The organism is Frateuria sp. GZRe12 (assembly GCF_051900535.1).
Taxonomy (GTDB): Bacteria; Pseudomonadota; Gammaproteobacteria; order Xanthomonadales; family Rhodanobacteraceae; genus Frateuria_A.
In genome coordinates this window covers 175,262-191,517 of sequence record NZ_JBHZGI010000006.1, presented here as the reverse complement: position 1 = coordinate 191,517, position 16,256 = coordinate 175,262, and the positions used below count along the sequence as shown (strand labels likewise).

Below are 16,256 nucleotides of genomic sequence, written 5' to 3'. Positions count from 1 at the left end.
GGTCCCATCGGTCGTTGCCCCAGGCTAGCCTGTCCTGCTCGGGATGCACCCACGCCAGTGGGTGATCACGCCTAGCTCTGGTCGTGCCAGGCGATCGCGCACGTCGAATTCCGATGCCCCCGTTCGTCGTTCCCCCATAGGCCGGACGATCCGGTGCGGAGGAGACAGACCATGCGCGTGATGGTGATAGGGAAGGCGACCGATGGCACCGAAAATGGCGCGGGTATCGATCCGGAGGCGCTCGAGGCGATGAGCCGGTTCAACGAGGAGCTGATCGACGCCGGCGTCCTGGTCGCCCTCGGTGGCCTTACGCCCTCCGCGAGCGGCAAGCGTGTCGTGTCCGATGGCGGGAGCCGTACCGTCATCGACGGCCCGTTCGCCGAAACCAAGGAGCTGGTCGCCGGTTTCATGATCCTGGAGGTCGAGGACATGGACGAGGCGATGGCCTGGGTGATGCGTGCGCCCCATTGCGCGGCGGGACGAAGCGAGACCGAGATCCGGCCGCTGATGGGCATGGCGGAGTTCGAGGCGGTGCAGACGCCGGAAACCCGGGTCATCCGCGAACGCATCCGGGCCAGGCTCACCGGCAGCTGAGCCTGTTCAACTCAGACTCGGGCCTACCCCGGCGCTGCGGGTCCGGTGTCCGCGTCCGATCTTCTCGCACTGGCGGGGGCGTAGCGGGCGGCAAGATTGGATGGGGGAAAGAAAAAGGGCCGCATCGCTGCGGCCCTTTCCTCTGCAGAACTGCCGATCGCTCAATAGCGGTAGTGGTCGGCCTTGTAGGGCCCTTCCACCGGCACGCCCAGGTACGCGGCCTGCTCGTTGGTCAGCGTGGTCAGCTTCACGCCGATCTTCTCCAGGTGCAGGCGCGCCACTTCCTCATCCAGCTTCTTGGGCAGGATGTAGACCTTCGGCCCGTAGAGGTCCTTGTTCGCCCACAGGTCGATCTGTGCCAGCGTCTGGTTCGAGAACGAGTTGGACATCACGAAGCTCGGATGACCGGTGGCGCAGCCGAGGTTCACCAGGCGGCCTTCGGCCAGCAGGAAGATGCTGGTGCCGTTGGCGAAGGTGTACTTGTCCACCTGCGGCTTGATGTTCAGGCGCTCGGCGCCCGAGGCGTTCAGCGCGTCGACCTGGATCTCGTTGTCGAAGTGGCCGATGTTGCAGACGATCGCCTGGTCCTTCATGCCTTGCATGTGGGCAAGCGTAAGCACGTCCTTGTTGCCGGTGGTGGTGACGTAGATGTCGCCGCGGCCCAGGGTCGACTCGACCGTGTTGACCTCGAAGCCTTCCATCGCCGCCTGCAGGGCGTTGATCGGGTCGATCTCGGTGACCACCACGCGCGCGCCGTAGGCACGCAAGCTGTGCGCGCAGCCCTTGCCGACGTCGCCGTAGCCGCACACCACCGCGACCTTGCCGGCCAGCATCACGTCCATCGCGCGCTTGAGGCCATCGGCCAGCGACTCGCGGCAGCCGTACAGGTTGTCGAACTTGCTCTTGGTGACCGAGTCGTTGACGTTGATCGCCGGGATCAGCAGCTTGCCTTCCTGGGCCAGCTGGTAGAGGCGATGCACGCCGGTGGTGGTCTCCTCGGAGACACCCTTCCAGTCCTTGACCACGGTGTGCCAGTAGCCCGGGCGCTCCTTGTGCACGCGCTTGAGCAGGTTCTTGATGACCTGCTCCTCATGGCTGCCCGAGGCGGTGTTCACCCAGTCGCTGCCGTTCTCCAGCTCGTAGCCCTTGTGGATCAGCAGCGTGACGTCGCCGCCGTCGTCCACCACCAGCTGCGGGCCGAGGAAACCGCCCTTGCCGTCGGGGAAGGAGAGCGCGTCGAGCGTGCAGTCCCAGTACTCCTCCAGCGTCTCGCCCTTCCAGGCGAACACCGGCGTGCCGGAGGCGGCGATCGCCGCGGCGGCGTGGTCCTGCGTCGAGAAGATGTTGCACGAGGCCCAGCGCACGTCGGCGCCGATGTCCTTGAGCGTCTCGATCAGCACCGCGGTCTGGATCGTCATGTGCAGCGAGCCCGTCACGCGCACGCCCTTGAGCGGGGCCTGCGGTGCGTACTTGCGGCGGATCGACATCAGGCCGGGCATCTCGTGCTCGGCGATGTCCAGTTCCTTGCGGCCGAACTCGGCCAGGGAAATGTCGCGGATCTTGTAGTCGTGGTTGGGGTGGGCCTGGATGGCGGCGTTCATGCTTGTCTCCGGTTCTTTGGGGAACCTTTGCCACTGCGGGCGAAGGTCCGCATGGGTGAGCGCCGTTGCTGCACATGTCCGCCGAGCCTGGCCGTCCCACGACGGTCGCAGCGCCCCTCGGTGGGCACGAAAGGCGACCATTATACCGTCCGCACGATCTCTCTGTAGAAGCGCGCCTGTGCGCGGCCGGAAGGCATGGCGGTCGCGCTCAGGTGCACTCCGACAAGAGCTTGGCGGCCGATTCGCTAGTCTTGGGGAACCCTCGAGGAGCCGCCCATGGAAGCCAGCCGCGACACCGACTACCTGCCGCCCGACGCCCCTCTGCGCGAGGACGTCGGCCGGCTCGGCCACCTGGTCGGCCTGATGCTTGCCGAGCAGGGAGGCGAGGGCTTCTTCGGGCGGGTGGAAGCCGTGCGCCAGGCTGCCATCCATCGCCGTCGCGAAGGTGACCCGGTAGGCACGCTGGCGCACGCGCTCGAGGGCCTGGACACCGACCAGGCCGAAGCGCTGGCGCGCGCCTTCGCCACCTACTTCCAGGCAGTCAACATCGCCGAGCGCGTGCACCGCATCCGCCGCCGTCGCGACTACCAGCGCGAGGGCGGCGCGGCGCAACCCGAATCGCTGCTGGACGTGCTGGGCCGCCTCAAGCGCGAAGGCGTCACCGCGGAGGAATTGCTGGGCTGGCTCGAGCGGCTGTGGATCGAGCCGGTGTTCACGGCGCATCCGACCGAGGCGATGCGCCGCTCGCTGCTGGAGAAAGAACAGGCGATCGTTCGCGCGCTGGTCGACGGATTCGACCCGGGCCGCACGCCGCAGGAGCGCGCCGAGGACCAGGACCGCATCTACATGGCGCTGTCCACCGGCTGGCAGACGGCCGAAGCGTCGCCGGTGCGTCCCACCGTGCAGGACGAACACGACCACGTGGGCTTTTACCTCTCCAACCCGATCTATCGCATCGTGCCGGCGCTGTACGAATCGCTGGCGGGCGCCCTGCAGGCGGTCTATGGCGTGACCATGCCGCTGCCGCGGCTGCTGGGCTTCGCCAGCTGGGTCGGCGGCGACATGGACGGCAACCCGAACGTGGGCGCCGACACCATCGCGGCGGCGCTGGCGACCCAGCGCGCGCATGTGCTGGAGCGCTACGTCGCCGACGTCGCGAGCCTGGCGCGGTTGCTCAGCCAGACCGCCGGGCGGGTGGTGGTCGACCCCGCGCTCACCGCGCGCCTGGACGATTACCGTGGCCGCTTTCCGCAGGCCGCCGCCCGCATCCGCCCGCGCCATGCGGACATGCCTTACCGCTGTCTGCTCACGCTGATCGGTGCCCGGCTGGAAGCGACCGGCGACAACGGCGCGGAGGGTTATGCATCCGCGGCCGAGTTGCTGGACGACCTGCAATTGATCGACCACAGCCTGCTCGACCACTGCGGCCTGCATGCCGGCGCCTATGCCGTGCGCCGGTTGATCTGGCGCGTGCGTACCTTCGGCTTCCACCTCGCGCGGCTCGATGTGCGGCAGGACTCGCGCGTACACGACGACGCGCTGGCCGCGTTGCTCGACGATGCCGACTGGGCGAGTCGGTCGGCGGCGGATCGAGCGCGCGAGCTGAGCGCCCATGCCGCCGGCCAGGAACGCTTCGCCCTCAGCCATGCCGGGACGGTGACCACGCTGTACGACGTGTTCGCCACGCTGGGCGACGCCCGCCGCCGCTACGGCAGCGAGGCGATCGGGCTATACATCATAAGCATGGCGCGCTCCGCGGCCGATGTCCTGGCGGTGCTCGCGCTGGCGCGCTACGGCGGCCTGATCGAACCTGCCCGCGCGCAGCCGGTGTCCGGCGGGCAAAACGATACGGCGGTACCGCTGGACATCGCGCCGCTGTTCGAAACCGTCGACGACCTCAAGCACGCCCCCGCCACGCTGCGCGCGCTGCTCGCCGATCCCGTCTACCGCGCCCACCTGCGCGCCCGCGGCGATCGCCAGTGGGTCATGCTCGGCTATTCCGACAGCGGCAAGGACGGCGGCACGCTCGCCTCGCGCTGGGCCCTGCAACGCGCGCAAGCCGAATTGCTCGAAGTGGCGAAGGAAGCCGGCATCCACCTGGCCTTCTTCCACGGCCGCGGCGGCTCGGCCAGCCGCGGCGGCTCGCGTATCGCGCCCGCGCTGATGTCCTCGCCGCGCGGCTCGGTCGCCGGAGTGCTGCGGGTGACCGAACAGGGCGAAGTGATCCATCGCAAGTACGGCATCCGCGCGCTGGCGCTGCGCAACCTGGAGCAGACCGTCAGCGCCGTGTTGCGGGCCTCGTTGCGCCCGCGCGCGCAGGAGTCGCGCGAGGCGGACTGGCGCGAGCGGATGGAAGCGCTTGCCGCGCACAGCCGCCGGCACTACCGGGCACTGGTGGAGCGCGAGGGCTTCGTCGACTACTTCCGTACCGCCACGCCGATCGACGTCGTCGAGCGCATGACCCTGGGTTCGCGTCCGGCCAGCCGCCGCAGCATGCGTGGCGTGCAGGACCTGCGCGCGATCCCCTGGGTGTTCGCCTGGACCCAGTGCCGCTCGATCATCACCGGCTGGTACGGGCTGGGCACCGCACTGGAGCAGGGCGCCGCCGCGTTCGGCGAGCAGGCGATGGCGGAGATGGCGCGCGACTGGCCGTTCTTCGCCAACGCGCTGGACGACGTGGCGATGGTGCTGGCCAAGTGCGACCTCGACATCGCCGAGGCGTTCTCGCGGCTGGCCGGCGACCTGCACGCGCCGTTCTTCGCGATGATCGGCGAGGAATTCGAGCGCACCCGTCAGTGGCTGCTCAAGCTCAAGGGCGGCGATGGGCTGCTGTCCGACAACCCGCGCCTGGCGGTCTCGATCCGCCTGCGCAATCCGTACGTCGACCCCATGAGCCTGCTCACCGTCGACCTGCTCGCGCGCTGGCGCGCCGGCGGCAGCGAAGACGACGCTGTGCTGCGCGCGCTGGTCGCCTGCGTCAACGGCGTCTCGCAGGGGCTGCAGAACACCGGCTGATCCGCCGACGCAAGGCGCACTGTTGCGCGTCCGCCGTGCATCCGGTCACACAGGTGCGCGCTTGTGCCTTCTTCCTTGCGGGCCGCAAGCGCGGCCCTTCACCCAGCCCGCTGCCCGGAGGGGAGATGGTGCCAAAGCGAAACCTCAGCCTTCGAGCTCGCTCCAGCGGGCGTAGGCGGTGTCGAGCTCGGTCTGAAGTTTCGCGAGGGCTTCGTTGGCCTGCACGATGGCGGCGCTGTCCTGCTGGAAGAACGCCGGTTCGTTCATGGCAGCCGAGCGCTCGGCGACTTCGTTTTCGAGTTGCTCGATGCGCACCGGCAACAGCTCCAGCTCACGCTGGTCCTTGAAGCTCAGCTTGCGCCGGCCGGCTGCCGGCGCGGGCGCGGCGGCGGGAGTGGCCGCGGGCGCCGCTGCGTTTTTGGCCAAAGAAGGTGCCGGGGTCGCGGGACGCTGGCGCAGCCAGTCGCTGTAGCCGCCCACGTATTCGCCGACCTGGCCCTCGCCCTCGAGCACCAGCGTGCTGGAGACCACGTTGTCCAGGAACGCGCGATCGTGCGAGACCAGCAGCAGCGTACCTGTGTATTCGGTCAGCAACTCTTCGAGCAGCTCCAGCGTTTCGACGTCCAGGTCGTTGGTCGGTTCGTCCATCACCAGCAGGTTGGACGGCTGGGCGAACAGCTTGGCCAGCAGCAGGCGGTTGCGCTCGCCGCCGGAGAGGCGGGTGATCGGAGCGCGCGCGCGTTCGGGGGAAAACAGGAAATCCTGCAGGTAGCCGATCACGTGCTTGCGCTGTCCGCCGAGCTCGATGTACTCGCGGCCCTGGGCCACGTTGTCCAGCGCGTTGAGCCGCTCGTCCAGCTGCACGCGATGCTGGTCGAAGTACGCGATCTGGATGCCGGTGCCGAGCTCCACCGTGCCGCCCTGGGGCTTCAGTTCGCCGAGCATGATCTTCAGCAGCGTGCTCTTGCCCGCGCCATTGGGGCCGATGATGCCGATGCGGTCGCCGCGCATGACGGTGGTCGAGAGATCGTCGATCAGCACGCGACCGCCGTAGGCCTGGTGCACGTGGTCGAGCTCGATCACCTTCTTGCCCGAGGCCTGCGCGCTGGCCAGCGTCATCTTCGCGTTGCCCGAGAGCTCGCGCCGCTCGGCGCGCTCGCGACGCATCGCCTTGAGCGCGCGCACGCGACCTTCGTTGCGGGTGCGCCGGGCCTTGATGCCCTGGCGGATCCACACTTCCTCCTGCGCCAGCTTGCGGTCGAAGTGTGCGTTGGCCTGGGCCTCGGCGTGCAGGCGTTCCTCGCGCCGCCGCAGGTAGTTGTCGTAGTCGCCGGGCCAGTCGGTGAGCTGGCCGCGGTCGATCTCCACGATGCGCGTGGCCAGCGCACGCAGGAAGCTGCGGTCGTGGGTGACGAACACGATCGAGCCGTCGAAGGATTTGAGGAACCCTTCGAGCCAGTCGATCGCCTCGATGTCCAGGTGGTTGGTCGGCTCATCCAGCAACAGCACGTCGGGCTTCTGCACCAGCGCCTGCGCCAGCAGCACGCGGCGCTTCATGCCGCCGGAGAGCGCGGCGAAGTCGGTTTCGCCCGGCAATTCCAGCCGCGCGAGTACTTCGTTCACCCGGCGGTCAAGATCCCAGCTCTGGCGCGCTTCGATCTCGTGCTGCACCTCGCCGAGCGCATCGAGGTCGCCCGTGGCCAGCAGATGGTGGTAACGCGCCAGCAGCAGGCCCAGGTCGCCCAGGCCTTCAGCCACCACGTCGAACACCGAGCCGGCGGTGGATTGCGGCACCTCCTGCGCCATCCGCGCCACGACGATGCCGTTCTGCACCCTCACTTCACCGTCGTCGGGGTGCAATTCCCCGGCGATCAACTTCATCAGAGTGGACTTCCCCTCGCCATTGCGGCCGACGACGCAAACTCGTTCGCCGCGCTCGATCGACAGGTCGACATCGGCAAGCAGGAGGGGGCCGCCGATGCTGAAATCGACGCGCTGCAATTGGATCAGGGACATCCGCCGATTCTAATCGATATGGCCTGGGCGATAGGGCCCGATCGACAGGGTCTGGACGCTTCGGCCCAGGAATGACGGCCCGGCGGATGCGGCGTGCACGAGGCCCGTTGATGGCGCCTTCGGCCTGGAGGCCGGACGCCGAGGATTCCCATGCGCATCGCCCAGATCACTCCACTCTGCGAATCGGTCCCGCCCCGCCTCTACGGCGGCACCGAACGCATCGTCTCCTGGCTCACCGACACGCTGGTCGAACTGGGCCACGACGTCACCCTGTTCGCCAGCGCCGATGCCTGTACCCGCGCGGAACTGGTGGCGGTGCGCGACCAGGCGATCCGGCTCGATCCCACCATGCTCAAGTCGGAACTGGCCGCGCACCTGTCGATGCTGCAGGAGGTGCGCCGGCGGGCCGACGAATTCGACGTGCTGCACTTCCACGTCGACATGCTGCATTTTCCCATGTTCGAGGATTGCGCCGGGCGCACGCTGACCACGCTGCACGGCCGGCTGGACCTGAAGGACCTGGCCGAGGTGTACCGTCGCTGGCCGCGGTACCCGCTGGTGTCGATCTCGCACCACCAGCGCCAGCCGCTGCACTTCGCCAACTGGGCCGGCACCGTGCCGCACGGCATGCCCGAACACCTGCATCGCCCGCACCCGAATCCGACGGGCGGCTATCTTGCCTTCCTCGGCCGCATCTCGCCGGAGAAGCGGCCCGACCGCGCCATCGCGATCGCCCGCGCCAGCGGCATGCCGCTGAAGATCGCGGCCAAGGTCGACCTGGCCGACCGCGCCTATTTCCACGAGGAAATCCAGCCGCTGCTGGACGATCCGCTGGTGGAGTTCATCGGGGAAATCGGCGATGGCGACAAGGAAGCTTTCCTGGGCAACGCCGCCGCGCTGCTGTTCCCGATCGATTGGCCCGAGCCGTTCGGCCTGGTGATGATCGAGGCGATGGCCTGCAGCACGCCGGTGATCGCGTGGAATTGCGGTTCGGTGCCCGAGGTGATCGACGAGGGCGTCAACGGCTTCATCGTCGACAGCGAATGCGAAGCCGTGGACGCCGTGCGCCGGTTGCAGCAGATCGACCGGCGGCAGGTGCGCGCCAGCTTCGAGCGGCGTTTCTCCGCCGAGATCATGGCAAGCAACTACGTGGACCTTTACGAACGACGCTGCCGTGTCGCCCCGGCGCTGCCGGCGTGGCCGGTGGCCTGGGAGGCGGCACGATGAGTGAAGCGACGCAAGACGACGAAACCCCTTCGGCCGGCACCTCGCGCGGGCAATACTCGCTCAAGTCCGGCGACACCTTCGTCGTCTGCGATGCCTATGGCGACATCCGCGGCGACTCCAGCGGACTTTTCCACAACGACACCCGCATGCTGTCCGCCTTCACGCTGGACCTGGGCGGCAAGCCGCCCTCGCTGCTCAGCGCGGCGATCGCCCACGACAACGTGCTGTTCACCGCCAACCTTTCCAACAAGCCGCTGCCGCCGATGGGCGAGCGCGCCACGCCGCAGGGGGTGATCCATCTGCAGCGCACGCGCTTCCTGTGGGGCGCGCGCATGTACGAGCGCATCTCCTGCGTCAACTACGACGACACCGAGGTGCAGGTGACCCTGACGCTGCACTTCGCGGCGGACTTCCGCGACATCTTCGAAGTGCGCGGAACGCCCCGCAGGAAGCGGGGCGTGCTGCATGCGCCCAAGGTGGGGGACGCTTCGGTGGCGCTGCGCTACGACGGCCTCGATGGCGTCACGCGTTGCTCGGTGATTTGCTTTTCGGCCACGCCCGATCGCATGGATGGCGAGTCGGCCGAACTCTCCCTGACGCTGCCGCGGCTGAGCAACACCGAGCTCTACGTGGAGATAGGCCCGGAGGACGCCGAACCCAGCCGCCAGCGCTTTCGCGCCGCCGCCGCGAAGGCGCGCCGCGCCATGCGCCGGCGCCTCAACCACGGCGCGCGCCCACGCAGCAATGCGCGCCTGTTCAACGCATGGCTCGAGCGCTCGCGCGCGGACATCGCGCTGCTGGTCAGCGAATTTTCCACCGGCCCGTATCCCTGCGCCGGCATCCCGTGGTTCGCCACGCCGTTCGGGCGCGACGGCATCATCACCGCGCTGCAGCTGCTGTGGCTGGATGCCGGCCTCGCCCGCGGCGTGCTCGGCTACCTGGCCGAGCACCAGGCGCACGAGACGTCGGCCTTCCGCGATTCGGCGCCGGGCAAGATCATGCACGAGACGCGCAAGAGCGAGATGGCCGACCTGGGCGAGGTGCCGTTCGGCCGCTACTACGGTGGGGTCGACACCACGCCGCTGTACGTGATGCTCGCCGGTGCGTATGCCGAGCGCACCGGCGACGACGTCTTCGTCGACAAGCTGTGGCCTGCGCTCACCGCCGCGATGGGCTGGATCGAGCGCACCTGCGATCGCGACCCGCACGGCTTCCTTACCTACGCGCAGGGTGAGAAGGGCGGCCTGCTCAACCAGGGCTGGAAGGACAGCGAGGACTCGGTGTTCCACGCCGACGGGCGCATCCCGCCGGCGCCGATCGCGCTGGTGGAAGTGCAGGGCTACGTGTACGCCGCGCTGACCGCCATGGCCCGCCTGGCCGAGCGGCGGGGCGACGACGATTCGGCGGCCGGCTGGCGCCACCGCGCGCTCGTCATGCGCAAAAAGGTCGAAGAGCTGTTCTGGGACGAGGAGCTGGGCACCTATGGCATCGCGCGCGACGGCGACGGCCAGCTGTGCTGCGTGCGCTCGTCCAACGTCGGGCATCTGCTCTACGTCGGCCTGCCCAAGCTGTGGCGGGCGAAGAAGGTGATCCGCCAGTTCCGCACCGCGCCCTTCGACAGCGGCTGGGGCGTGCGGACCCTGGCCATGCAGCAGGCGCGCTTCAATCCGATGTCCTACCACGACGGCTCGGTCTGGCCGCACGATGTGGCGATGTGCGCCGCCGGCATGGCGCACTACGGCGAGCGCGAGGACGCCGTGCGCCTGCTCGGCGAAACCTTCGAGGCGGCGGTGCACTTCGGCATGCGCCTGCCCGAACTGTTCTGCGGCTTCCCGCGCGCCACGGGCGAGCCGCCGATCGCCTACCCGGTCGCCTGCCTGCCGCAGGCCTGGGCCGCCGGTTCGGTGTTCATGATGCTGCAGGCCTGCCTGGGCGTGACCGTCGACGGCCGCCGCGGCGAGGTGCGCATCGATCGCCCGCAACTGCCCGATGGCGTCGACCGGCTGACCCTGCATCGGCTGGACGTGGGTGGCGACGCCATCGACCTGGGCTTCGAGCGGATCGGCTCGCGCACGGTTGCGTTCCGTGCCGGCGGCTCGGTCGACGTGCGCATCCTCGCCAAGGTCTGACGGCGCCGCGAAGCCTTCACCAGTCGCCCTTCGATCACCTTTCCCCGTGAGCCTTTCTCCGGTTACGGGGGAGAATGCCGGCAGGCGGCTGGAGGCGCCTTTGCGCAGAGGCCCGCGGGACCAATCGCCCCACGCCGCAGCCTACGTGCCGCGACATGTGATTTCCACGTGAAATCGGCGCCATAATCCCCGTCCGGGACCGGGGGATCGCATGGCAGGGCAGCTGACCGATCGCTACGTCGAAGCGAAGCGCATCGCCATGGCCGCGATGGACGTGGATGCGTCCGCGCGCGACGCGCTGATCGGTGGGCACGTGGGCGAGGACGCCGAACTCGAGCGCGAAGTGCGCTGGATGCTCGAGGCGATCGAACGCACGCACACCGCCACCCTTCCGTTTTCCCCCGCCGCCGTCGCGCCCGACCTCAGCGGTCAGCAGACGCAGGCCACCGCGCCGCGCAACTACCGCATCCTGCGCCTGCTCGGCGAGGGCGGCATGGGCATGGTCTACCTGGCCGAGCGTTGCGACGAGGGGTTCACCCAGCAGGTCGCCTTGAAGTTCCTGCATGCGTCCGCGCAGGGGTCGCCGATCCTGCACGAGCGCTTCAGCCAGGAGCGCCGGCTGCTGGCGCGGCTGGAACATCCCGGCATCGCGCGCCTCCTCGATGGCGGCGTGATGGACGGCGGCCAACCGTTCCTGGCGATGGAATACGTCGAAGGGCGGCGCATCGACGAGTGGTGCGACGCGCATGCGCTCCCGCTCAACGAGCGCATCGCGCTGTTCCTGAAGGTGTGCGACGCGGTCGAGTTCGCCCATCGCAACCTGGTGATCCACCGCGACATCAAGCCGGCCAACATCCTGGTCACCGCCAACGGCACGCCCAAGCTGCTGGATTTCGGCATCGCCCGCATCATCGAGGAGGGCGGGCAGGTGCTCGCCACCGCCACCGCGGCGCACGCATTGACGCTGGCCTACGCAAGCCCCGAACAGATCGAGCAGCAGCCGTTGACCACTGGCGCGGACGTCTATTCGCTGGGCGTGGTGCTTTACCAGCTGATCGCAGGGCGCCGACCGTATCAGCATCTGGTCACGCCGCACCTTCTGTCCAACGCCATCGTCGGCGGCCAGGTCGAGGCGCCCAGCCGCAGCCTGCGCGCGGCGCCGGCCGAGCAGCGCCGGTCGCGGCGGTCGATTCCCGCCGATGTCGATGCGATCGTGCTCAAGGCATTGCGCCGGCAGGTGAGCCAGCGCTATGCCAGCGTGGCCGAATTCGCGCAGGACCTGCGCCACTACCTGGCGCAGCGACCGGTCAAGGCGCGCCGCGGTCGCCAGTGGTATCGCCTGCGCCGCTACGTGCAGCGCAACCGCTGGCCGCTGGCCGCCGCCAGCATGGTGCTGGCGACCATGCTGGCCGGCCTCGCCGCCTCGCTGATGGCGCTGGGCCAGACACGCGCGGCACAGCGGCTGGCCGAGCAGCGCCAGCACGACCTCGAGCGCATGGTCGACTTCCAGCAATCGATGCTGCAGAGCGTCGACATCGACGCCATGGGCCACGCGTTGACCCACGACGCCAACTCGCTGGTGCTCGCGCGCTTCGACGCACTGGGCCGCAAGGCCATCGACCGCCGCCAGCTGGAACAGGCCTTCGCCGGGATCGATGCCGCGGGACCGGCGAGCGATGCGCTGGACACCTATGTGGTCAGCCACGCCTTGGCGCGGCTGGACAGCGATTTCGCGGATGCGCCGCTGCTGGCGGCGGACATGCGCCAGTCGCTGGCTCGCGTGCTGCTGACCATCGGCAGCTATGCGCACGCGGCCGTGGAGTTGCGCACCGTGGTCCAGGTGCGCGGGCAGCGCCTGCCCACGGGCGACCCGGCGCTGGTGTCGGCGCGCGCAGACCTCGCCGAGGCGCTGTACCGTGGCGGTCAACTCGACCAGGCGGCGCAGGTCTATGACACCGCATTGCCGGCCGCCGCGGCCCTGCCCCCGGCCGATCCCTTGCAGGTCGCCGTGCTCTCCGGACGGGCCCGCGTGCTGGCCGCGCAGGGTCACCTCGGGCAGGCGCTCAACCGGCAGGAAGCACTCTACGCCGGGCTGGCGCCGCGCCTGCCCGCCACCGACGAAGGCCTGCTGCGGCTGCGGCGCGATCGCGTCGAAACGCTCACCCAGCTGGGCGAGCGCGATCGCGCGCGGGCGGAGCTGGAATACCTGGTGCCGCTGTACCGCCAGGCTTTCGGCGCCGAGCACCCGGAGGCCCTGGCCACCACCCTCACGCTGGCCACGCTGCTTTATTCGCAGGACAACGAGTACGAGCGCTCGCTCGTGCTTGCGCAGGACGTGGCGGCGATCCGCCAGCGCCGGCTCGGCGCCGACCACCCGCTGACCCTGCAGGCACGCGCGCTGGCGGCGTCGAACGAGGTTCGGCTGGCGCTCGATCCGGCGACCATGGCGCAAGTGCACGAACGCCTGGACGCAATCATCCAGGGCTACCGCCGCGTGCTTGGCCCCGACAACCCGCAGACGCTCGAGGCGATGACCGACATGGTGCGGCTGCTGTCCAAGCAGGACCGCTACCCCGAAGCCATCGCGATGGAACGCGAGATCCTCGACGGGCGCACCCGTACGCTGGGTCCGGATCATTTCAGCACCCTGTACGCCCGCGGCAGCCTGGCCAGCCTGCTGTGCGGGAACGGCCAGTACGCCGAGGCCAGCAAGCAGGGCGAGGAGGTCCTGGCCGCGCTGCGCCGCCAGCTCGGCGAGGATCACCCGATGACGTTGGCGACCTGGGATCTCGTCGGCCGCATCGAGGCCAGCGCCGGCCACTGGGCGCGGGCGCGCGATGCCCATGTGAAAGCGCTGGAGGGCCGCGCGCGCACGCTCGGGAACACCGATGCGCATACCATCGAGAGCGCCTCGCGGCTGTACGTGGTGCTGCGCCAGTTGCACGACGCGTCGGCCGCGCAGCATGTTCTCGCCACCTATCTGCAACCGGTCATTGCCATGAAGCCGGAAACGCTCAACGCCGGCATGCGCAGCGTGCGGGAAGAGGCGATCGCGGCAGTCGACGGCTAGGCAGCGCCGTGCATGCCTTGCCGACAGGGCAGGCCACGGGCCAGGGAATCGCGCCAGGCCGCCGTCCTGCGCTGCCGCCAGCCGCAACAAAAAAGGGCCTTCGCACAAGCGGACTCGACCGGACGTGCTCGACATCCCCGCCACAAAGCGCCGACACAACAGCCATTTGCATGACGAACTTGTGGCTTTTCAGAGCTGCCGTGCGTTAAGGTCTGCTCAACGCTACATGACGTCGTCGGCGGCGGCGGGGACATAACAGGTGTGACTACAGAATCGTTTTCGCCCAGCCGGCTCGGCGCCCTGTGGGTTGTTGCCCTGTTGTGGTTGGTCGCCAGCGTAGCCCACGCAGGACAGGCGGCCATCGTGGTCGATGCCACCACCGGACGCGTGCTGGGCCAGGTCAACGCCGACGAGCAGAACTACCCTGCCTCGCTGACCAAGATGATGACGCTCTACCTCACCTTCCGCGAGCTCAAGGCCGGTCGCCTGACGCTGGAGGACAACCTGCCGGTATCCCGCTGGGCCGCCAACCGCGAGCCGAGCAAGCTGGGCCTGCGCACGGGTCAGAACATCTCGGTGGAGAACTGCATCCTCGCGATGGTGACCAAGTCGGCCAACGATGCGGCCACCGTGGCGGCGGAGAGCATCGGCGGATCCGAAGCGGGTTTCGCCGACATGATGAATGCCCAGGCGGCGCTGCTCGGCATGGCCGGCACGCATTTCGACAACGCCTCGGGCCTGCCCGATCCGAAGAATTATTCGACCGCGCGCGACCTGCTGACACTCGCGATGGCGCTGTATCGCGACTTCCCGCAATACGCGCACTACTTCTCGGCCACGGAGTTCACCTTCGAAGGCCGGGTGGTGCACGGCCACAACCACCTCATGGAACGCTACGAAGGTATGGACGGGTTGAAGACGGGCTACATCGCAGCCTCGGGCTTCAACCTCGCTTCCACCGCCGTGCGTGACGACCACCGCCTGTTCGCCGTGGTGCTGGGCGGGCGCACCGCGGCCAAGCGCGACCGGCTGATGGCGAGCCTGCTCGACGCCGGCTTCGAGCAGGCCGACGCGGCGGCCGCGCTGGCTGCCGCCGGCCAACCGGCCACGGGCGTGGCCCATCGCGTGCTGGCCGCGCTCTCGCCCATCGCGAACGCCGAAGCCGATCCGGCGCCGTCGTCGGTGCCGCGGCATGCGAAACACCATGGCAAGGCGGCGACGGCCCATCGTTCCAGCCATCGCACAAGCCATCACACGGTCAAGCTGGCCGACCGCAAGACGCGGCGCACGGCGAGCGCCAAGAACGGCGACGACTGACGTCGCGTCGAACACCACGTCGGACATGAAAAAACCCGCGGCAAGCCGCGGGTTTTTTTTTGGTGCCGGAAGCGCTTACTTGCGCTTGCCGTTCAGCCCGGCATCGGCGCGCAGCGCCTCGGCCTTGTCCGTCTTCTCCCACGAGAACGCGGTGAAGGTCGAGCCGTCGGCCGCCTTCATCTCGTAGGGCTGGCGGCCGAAGTGGCCGTAGCTGGCGGTCTGCTGGTACATCGGGTGGATCAGGTCGAGCATCTTGATGATGCCGTACGGGCGCAGGTCGAAGTGCTTGCGGATCAGCTTCTCGATCTTCTCGTCGCCGATCTTGCCGGTGCCGAAGGTGGTCACCGAGATCGAGGTGGGCTCGGCCACGCCGATGGCGTAGGACACCTGCACCTCGCAGCGGTCGGCCAGCCCGGCGGCCACCACGTTCTTGGCGACATAACGCGCCGCATAGGCCGCGGAACGGTCGACCTTGGACGGATCCTTGCCGGAGAACGCGCCGCCGCCGTGACGGGCCCAGCCGCCGTAGGTGTCGACGATGATCTTGCGGCCGGTCAGGCCGCAGTCGCCCACCGGGCCGCCGATCACGAACTTGCCGGTCGGGTTGATGTGGAACTTGGTGCCCTTGTGCAGCAGCTTCGCCGGCAGCACGGGCTTCAAGATCTCCTCGCGCACGGCCTCGACGAGGTCCTTCTGCTTGATGCCCGGATCGTGCTGGGTCGAGAGCACGACGGCGTCGATGGCGACGGCCACGTCGTTCTCGTAGCGCAGCGTCACCTGGCTCTTGGCGTCCGGGCGCAGCCACGGCAGCGGCGAGTTCTTCTTCTTGCGGATCTTGGCCTGCTGCTCGACCAGCCGGTGCGAGTAGTAGATCGCCGCCGGCATGAAGTCCTTCGTCTCGTTGGTGGCGTAGCCGAACATCAGGCCCTGGTCGCCGGCGCCCTGTTCCTCCGGCTTCTTGCGGTCCACGCCCTGGTTGATGTCGGGGGACTGCTTGCCGATCAGGTTGAGCACGCCGCAGGTGGCGCCGTCGAAGCCGACTTCGGACGAGTCGTAACCGATGTCCAGGATCACCTTGCGGGTCAGGCCTTCCAGGTCGATCCAGGCGGAGGTGGTGATCTCGCCGGCGACGATCGCCACGCCGGTCTTCACCATCGTCTCGCACGCCACGCGCGCACGCGGGTCCTGCGCGAGGATCGCGTCGAGGACGGCGTCGGAGATCTGGTCGGCGACCTTGTCGGGATGGCCTTCGGAGACCGACTCGGAGGTGAAGAGGTAGTTGCTCAT

9 protein-coding genes and 1 riboswitch are annotated in these 16,256 nt (G+C 68.7%); of the genes, 6 read left to right on the top strand and 3 right to left on the bottom strand.

What is annotated here, in order from left to right:
• Positions 1 to 171: 171 nt before the first annotated feature.
• Entirely contained in the window at positions 172 to 594 is a 423-nt protein-coding gene (locus ACFWZ4_RS14170) for a YciI family protein (RefSeq protein WP_439705317.1), read from the top strand.
• Between the two features lie 161 nt (positions 595 to 755).
• On the opposite strand, the gene ahcY is transcribed toward ACFWZ4_RS14170, so the two are convergent.
• Positions 756 to 2,195, bottom strand: a complete 1,440-nt coding sequence (gene ahcY, locus ACFWZ4_RS14165; RefSeq protein ID WP_439705316.1) for an adenosylhomocysteinase — start codon at positions 2,193 to 2,195, stop codon at positions 756 to 758.
• A 50-nt stretch (positions 2,196 to 2,245) separates the two neighbouring features.
• A riboswitch (S-adenosyl-L-homocysteine riboswitch) is annotated at positions 2,246 to 2,320 on the bottom strand.
• A 151-nt stretch (positions 2,321 to 2,471) separates the two neighbouring features.
• On the opposite strand from ahcY, the gene ppc reads away from it, so the two are divergent.
• Positions 2,472 to 5,210, top strand: a complete 2,739-nt coding sequence (gene ppc, locus ACFWZ4_RS14160; protein ID WP_439705315.1) for a phosphoenolpyruvate carboxylase — start codon at positions 2,472 to 2,474, stop codon at positions 5,208 to 5,210.
• Positions 5,211 to 5,354: 144 nt separating this feature from the next.
• Here ppc and ACFWZ4_RS14155 read toward each other — a convergent pair whose 3' ends face one another.
• Positions 5,355 to 7,226: an ATP-binding cassette domain-containing protein gene (locus tag ACFWZ4_RS14155; protein ID WP_439705314.1), complete on the bottom strand. Its 1,872-nt coding sequence runs from the start codon at positions 7,224 to 7,226 to the stop codon at positions 5,355 to 5,357.
• A gap of 150 nt (positions 7,227 to 7,376) precedes the next feature.
• Between ACFWZ4_RS14155 and ACFWZ4_RS14150 the strand changes: the two genes are divergently transcribed.
• The 4 genes from ACFWZ4_RS14150 to ACFWZ4_RS14135 all read left to right on the top strand — a co-directional run bounded on the left by ACFWZ4_RS14150 (position 7,377) and on the right by ACFWZ4_RS14135 (position 14,969).
• The gene (locus tag ACFWZ4_RS14150; protein ID WP_439705313.1) at positions 7,377 to 8,453 is read left to right on the top strand and encodes a glycosyltransferase family 4 protein; all 1,077 of its coding nucleotides are present in this window, start codon (positions 7,377 to 7,379) and stop codon (positions 8,451 to 8,453) included.
• Positions 8,450 to 10,582, top strand: a complete 2,133-nt coding sequence (locus ACFWZ4_RS14145; RefSeq protein WP_439705312.1) for an amylo-alpha-1,6-glucosidase — start codon at positions 8,450 to 8,452, stop codon at positions 10,580 to 10,582. Before ACFWZ4_RS14150 ends, ACFWZ4_RS14145 begins: the two co-directional genes overlap by 4 nt.
• 211 nt (positions 10,583 to 10,793) lie before the next feature.
• Entirely contained in the window at positions 10,794 to 13,652 is a 2,859-nt protein-coding gene (locus ACFWZ4_RS14140; RefSeq protein ID WP_439705311.1) for a protein kinase domain-containing protein, read from the top strand.
• A gap of 261 nt (positions 13,653 to 13,913) precedes the next feature.
• Entirely contained in the window at positions 13,914 to 14,969 is a 1,056-nt protein-coding gene (locus tag ACFWZ4_RS14135; RefSeq protein WP_439705310.1) for a D-alanyl-D-alanine carboxypeptidase family protein, read from the top strand.
• Between the two features lie 75 nt (positions 14,970 to 15,044).
• On the opposite strand, the gene metK is transcribed toward ACFWZ4_RS14135, so the two are convergent.
• Positions 15,045 to 16,256: a methionine adenosyltransferase gene (metK, locus tag ACFWZ4_RS14130; protein ID WP_439705309.1), complete on the bottom strand. Its 1,212-nt coding sequence runs from the start codon at positions 16,254 to 16,256 to the stop codon at positions 15,045 to 15,047.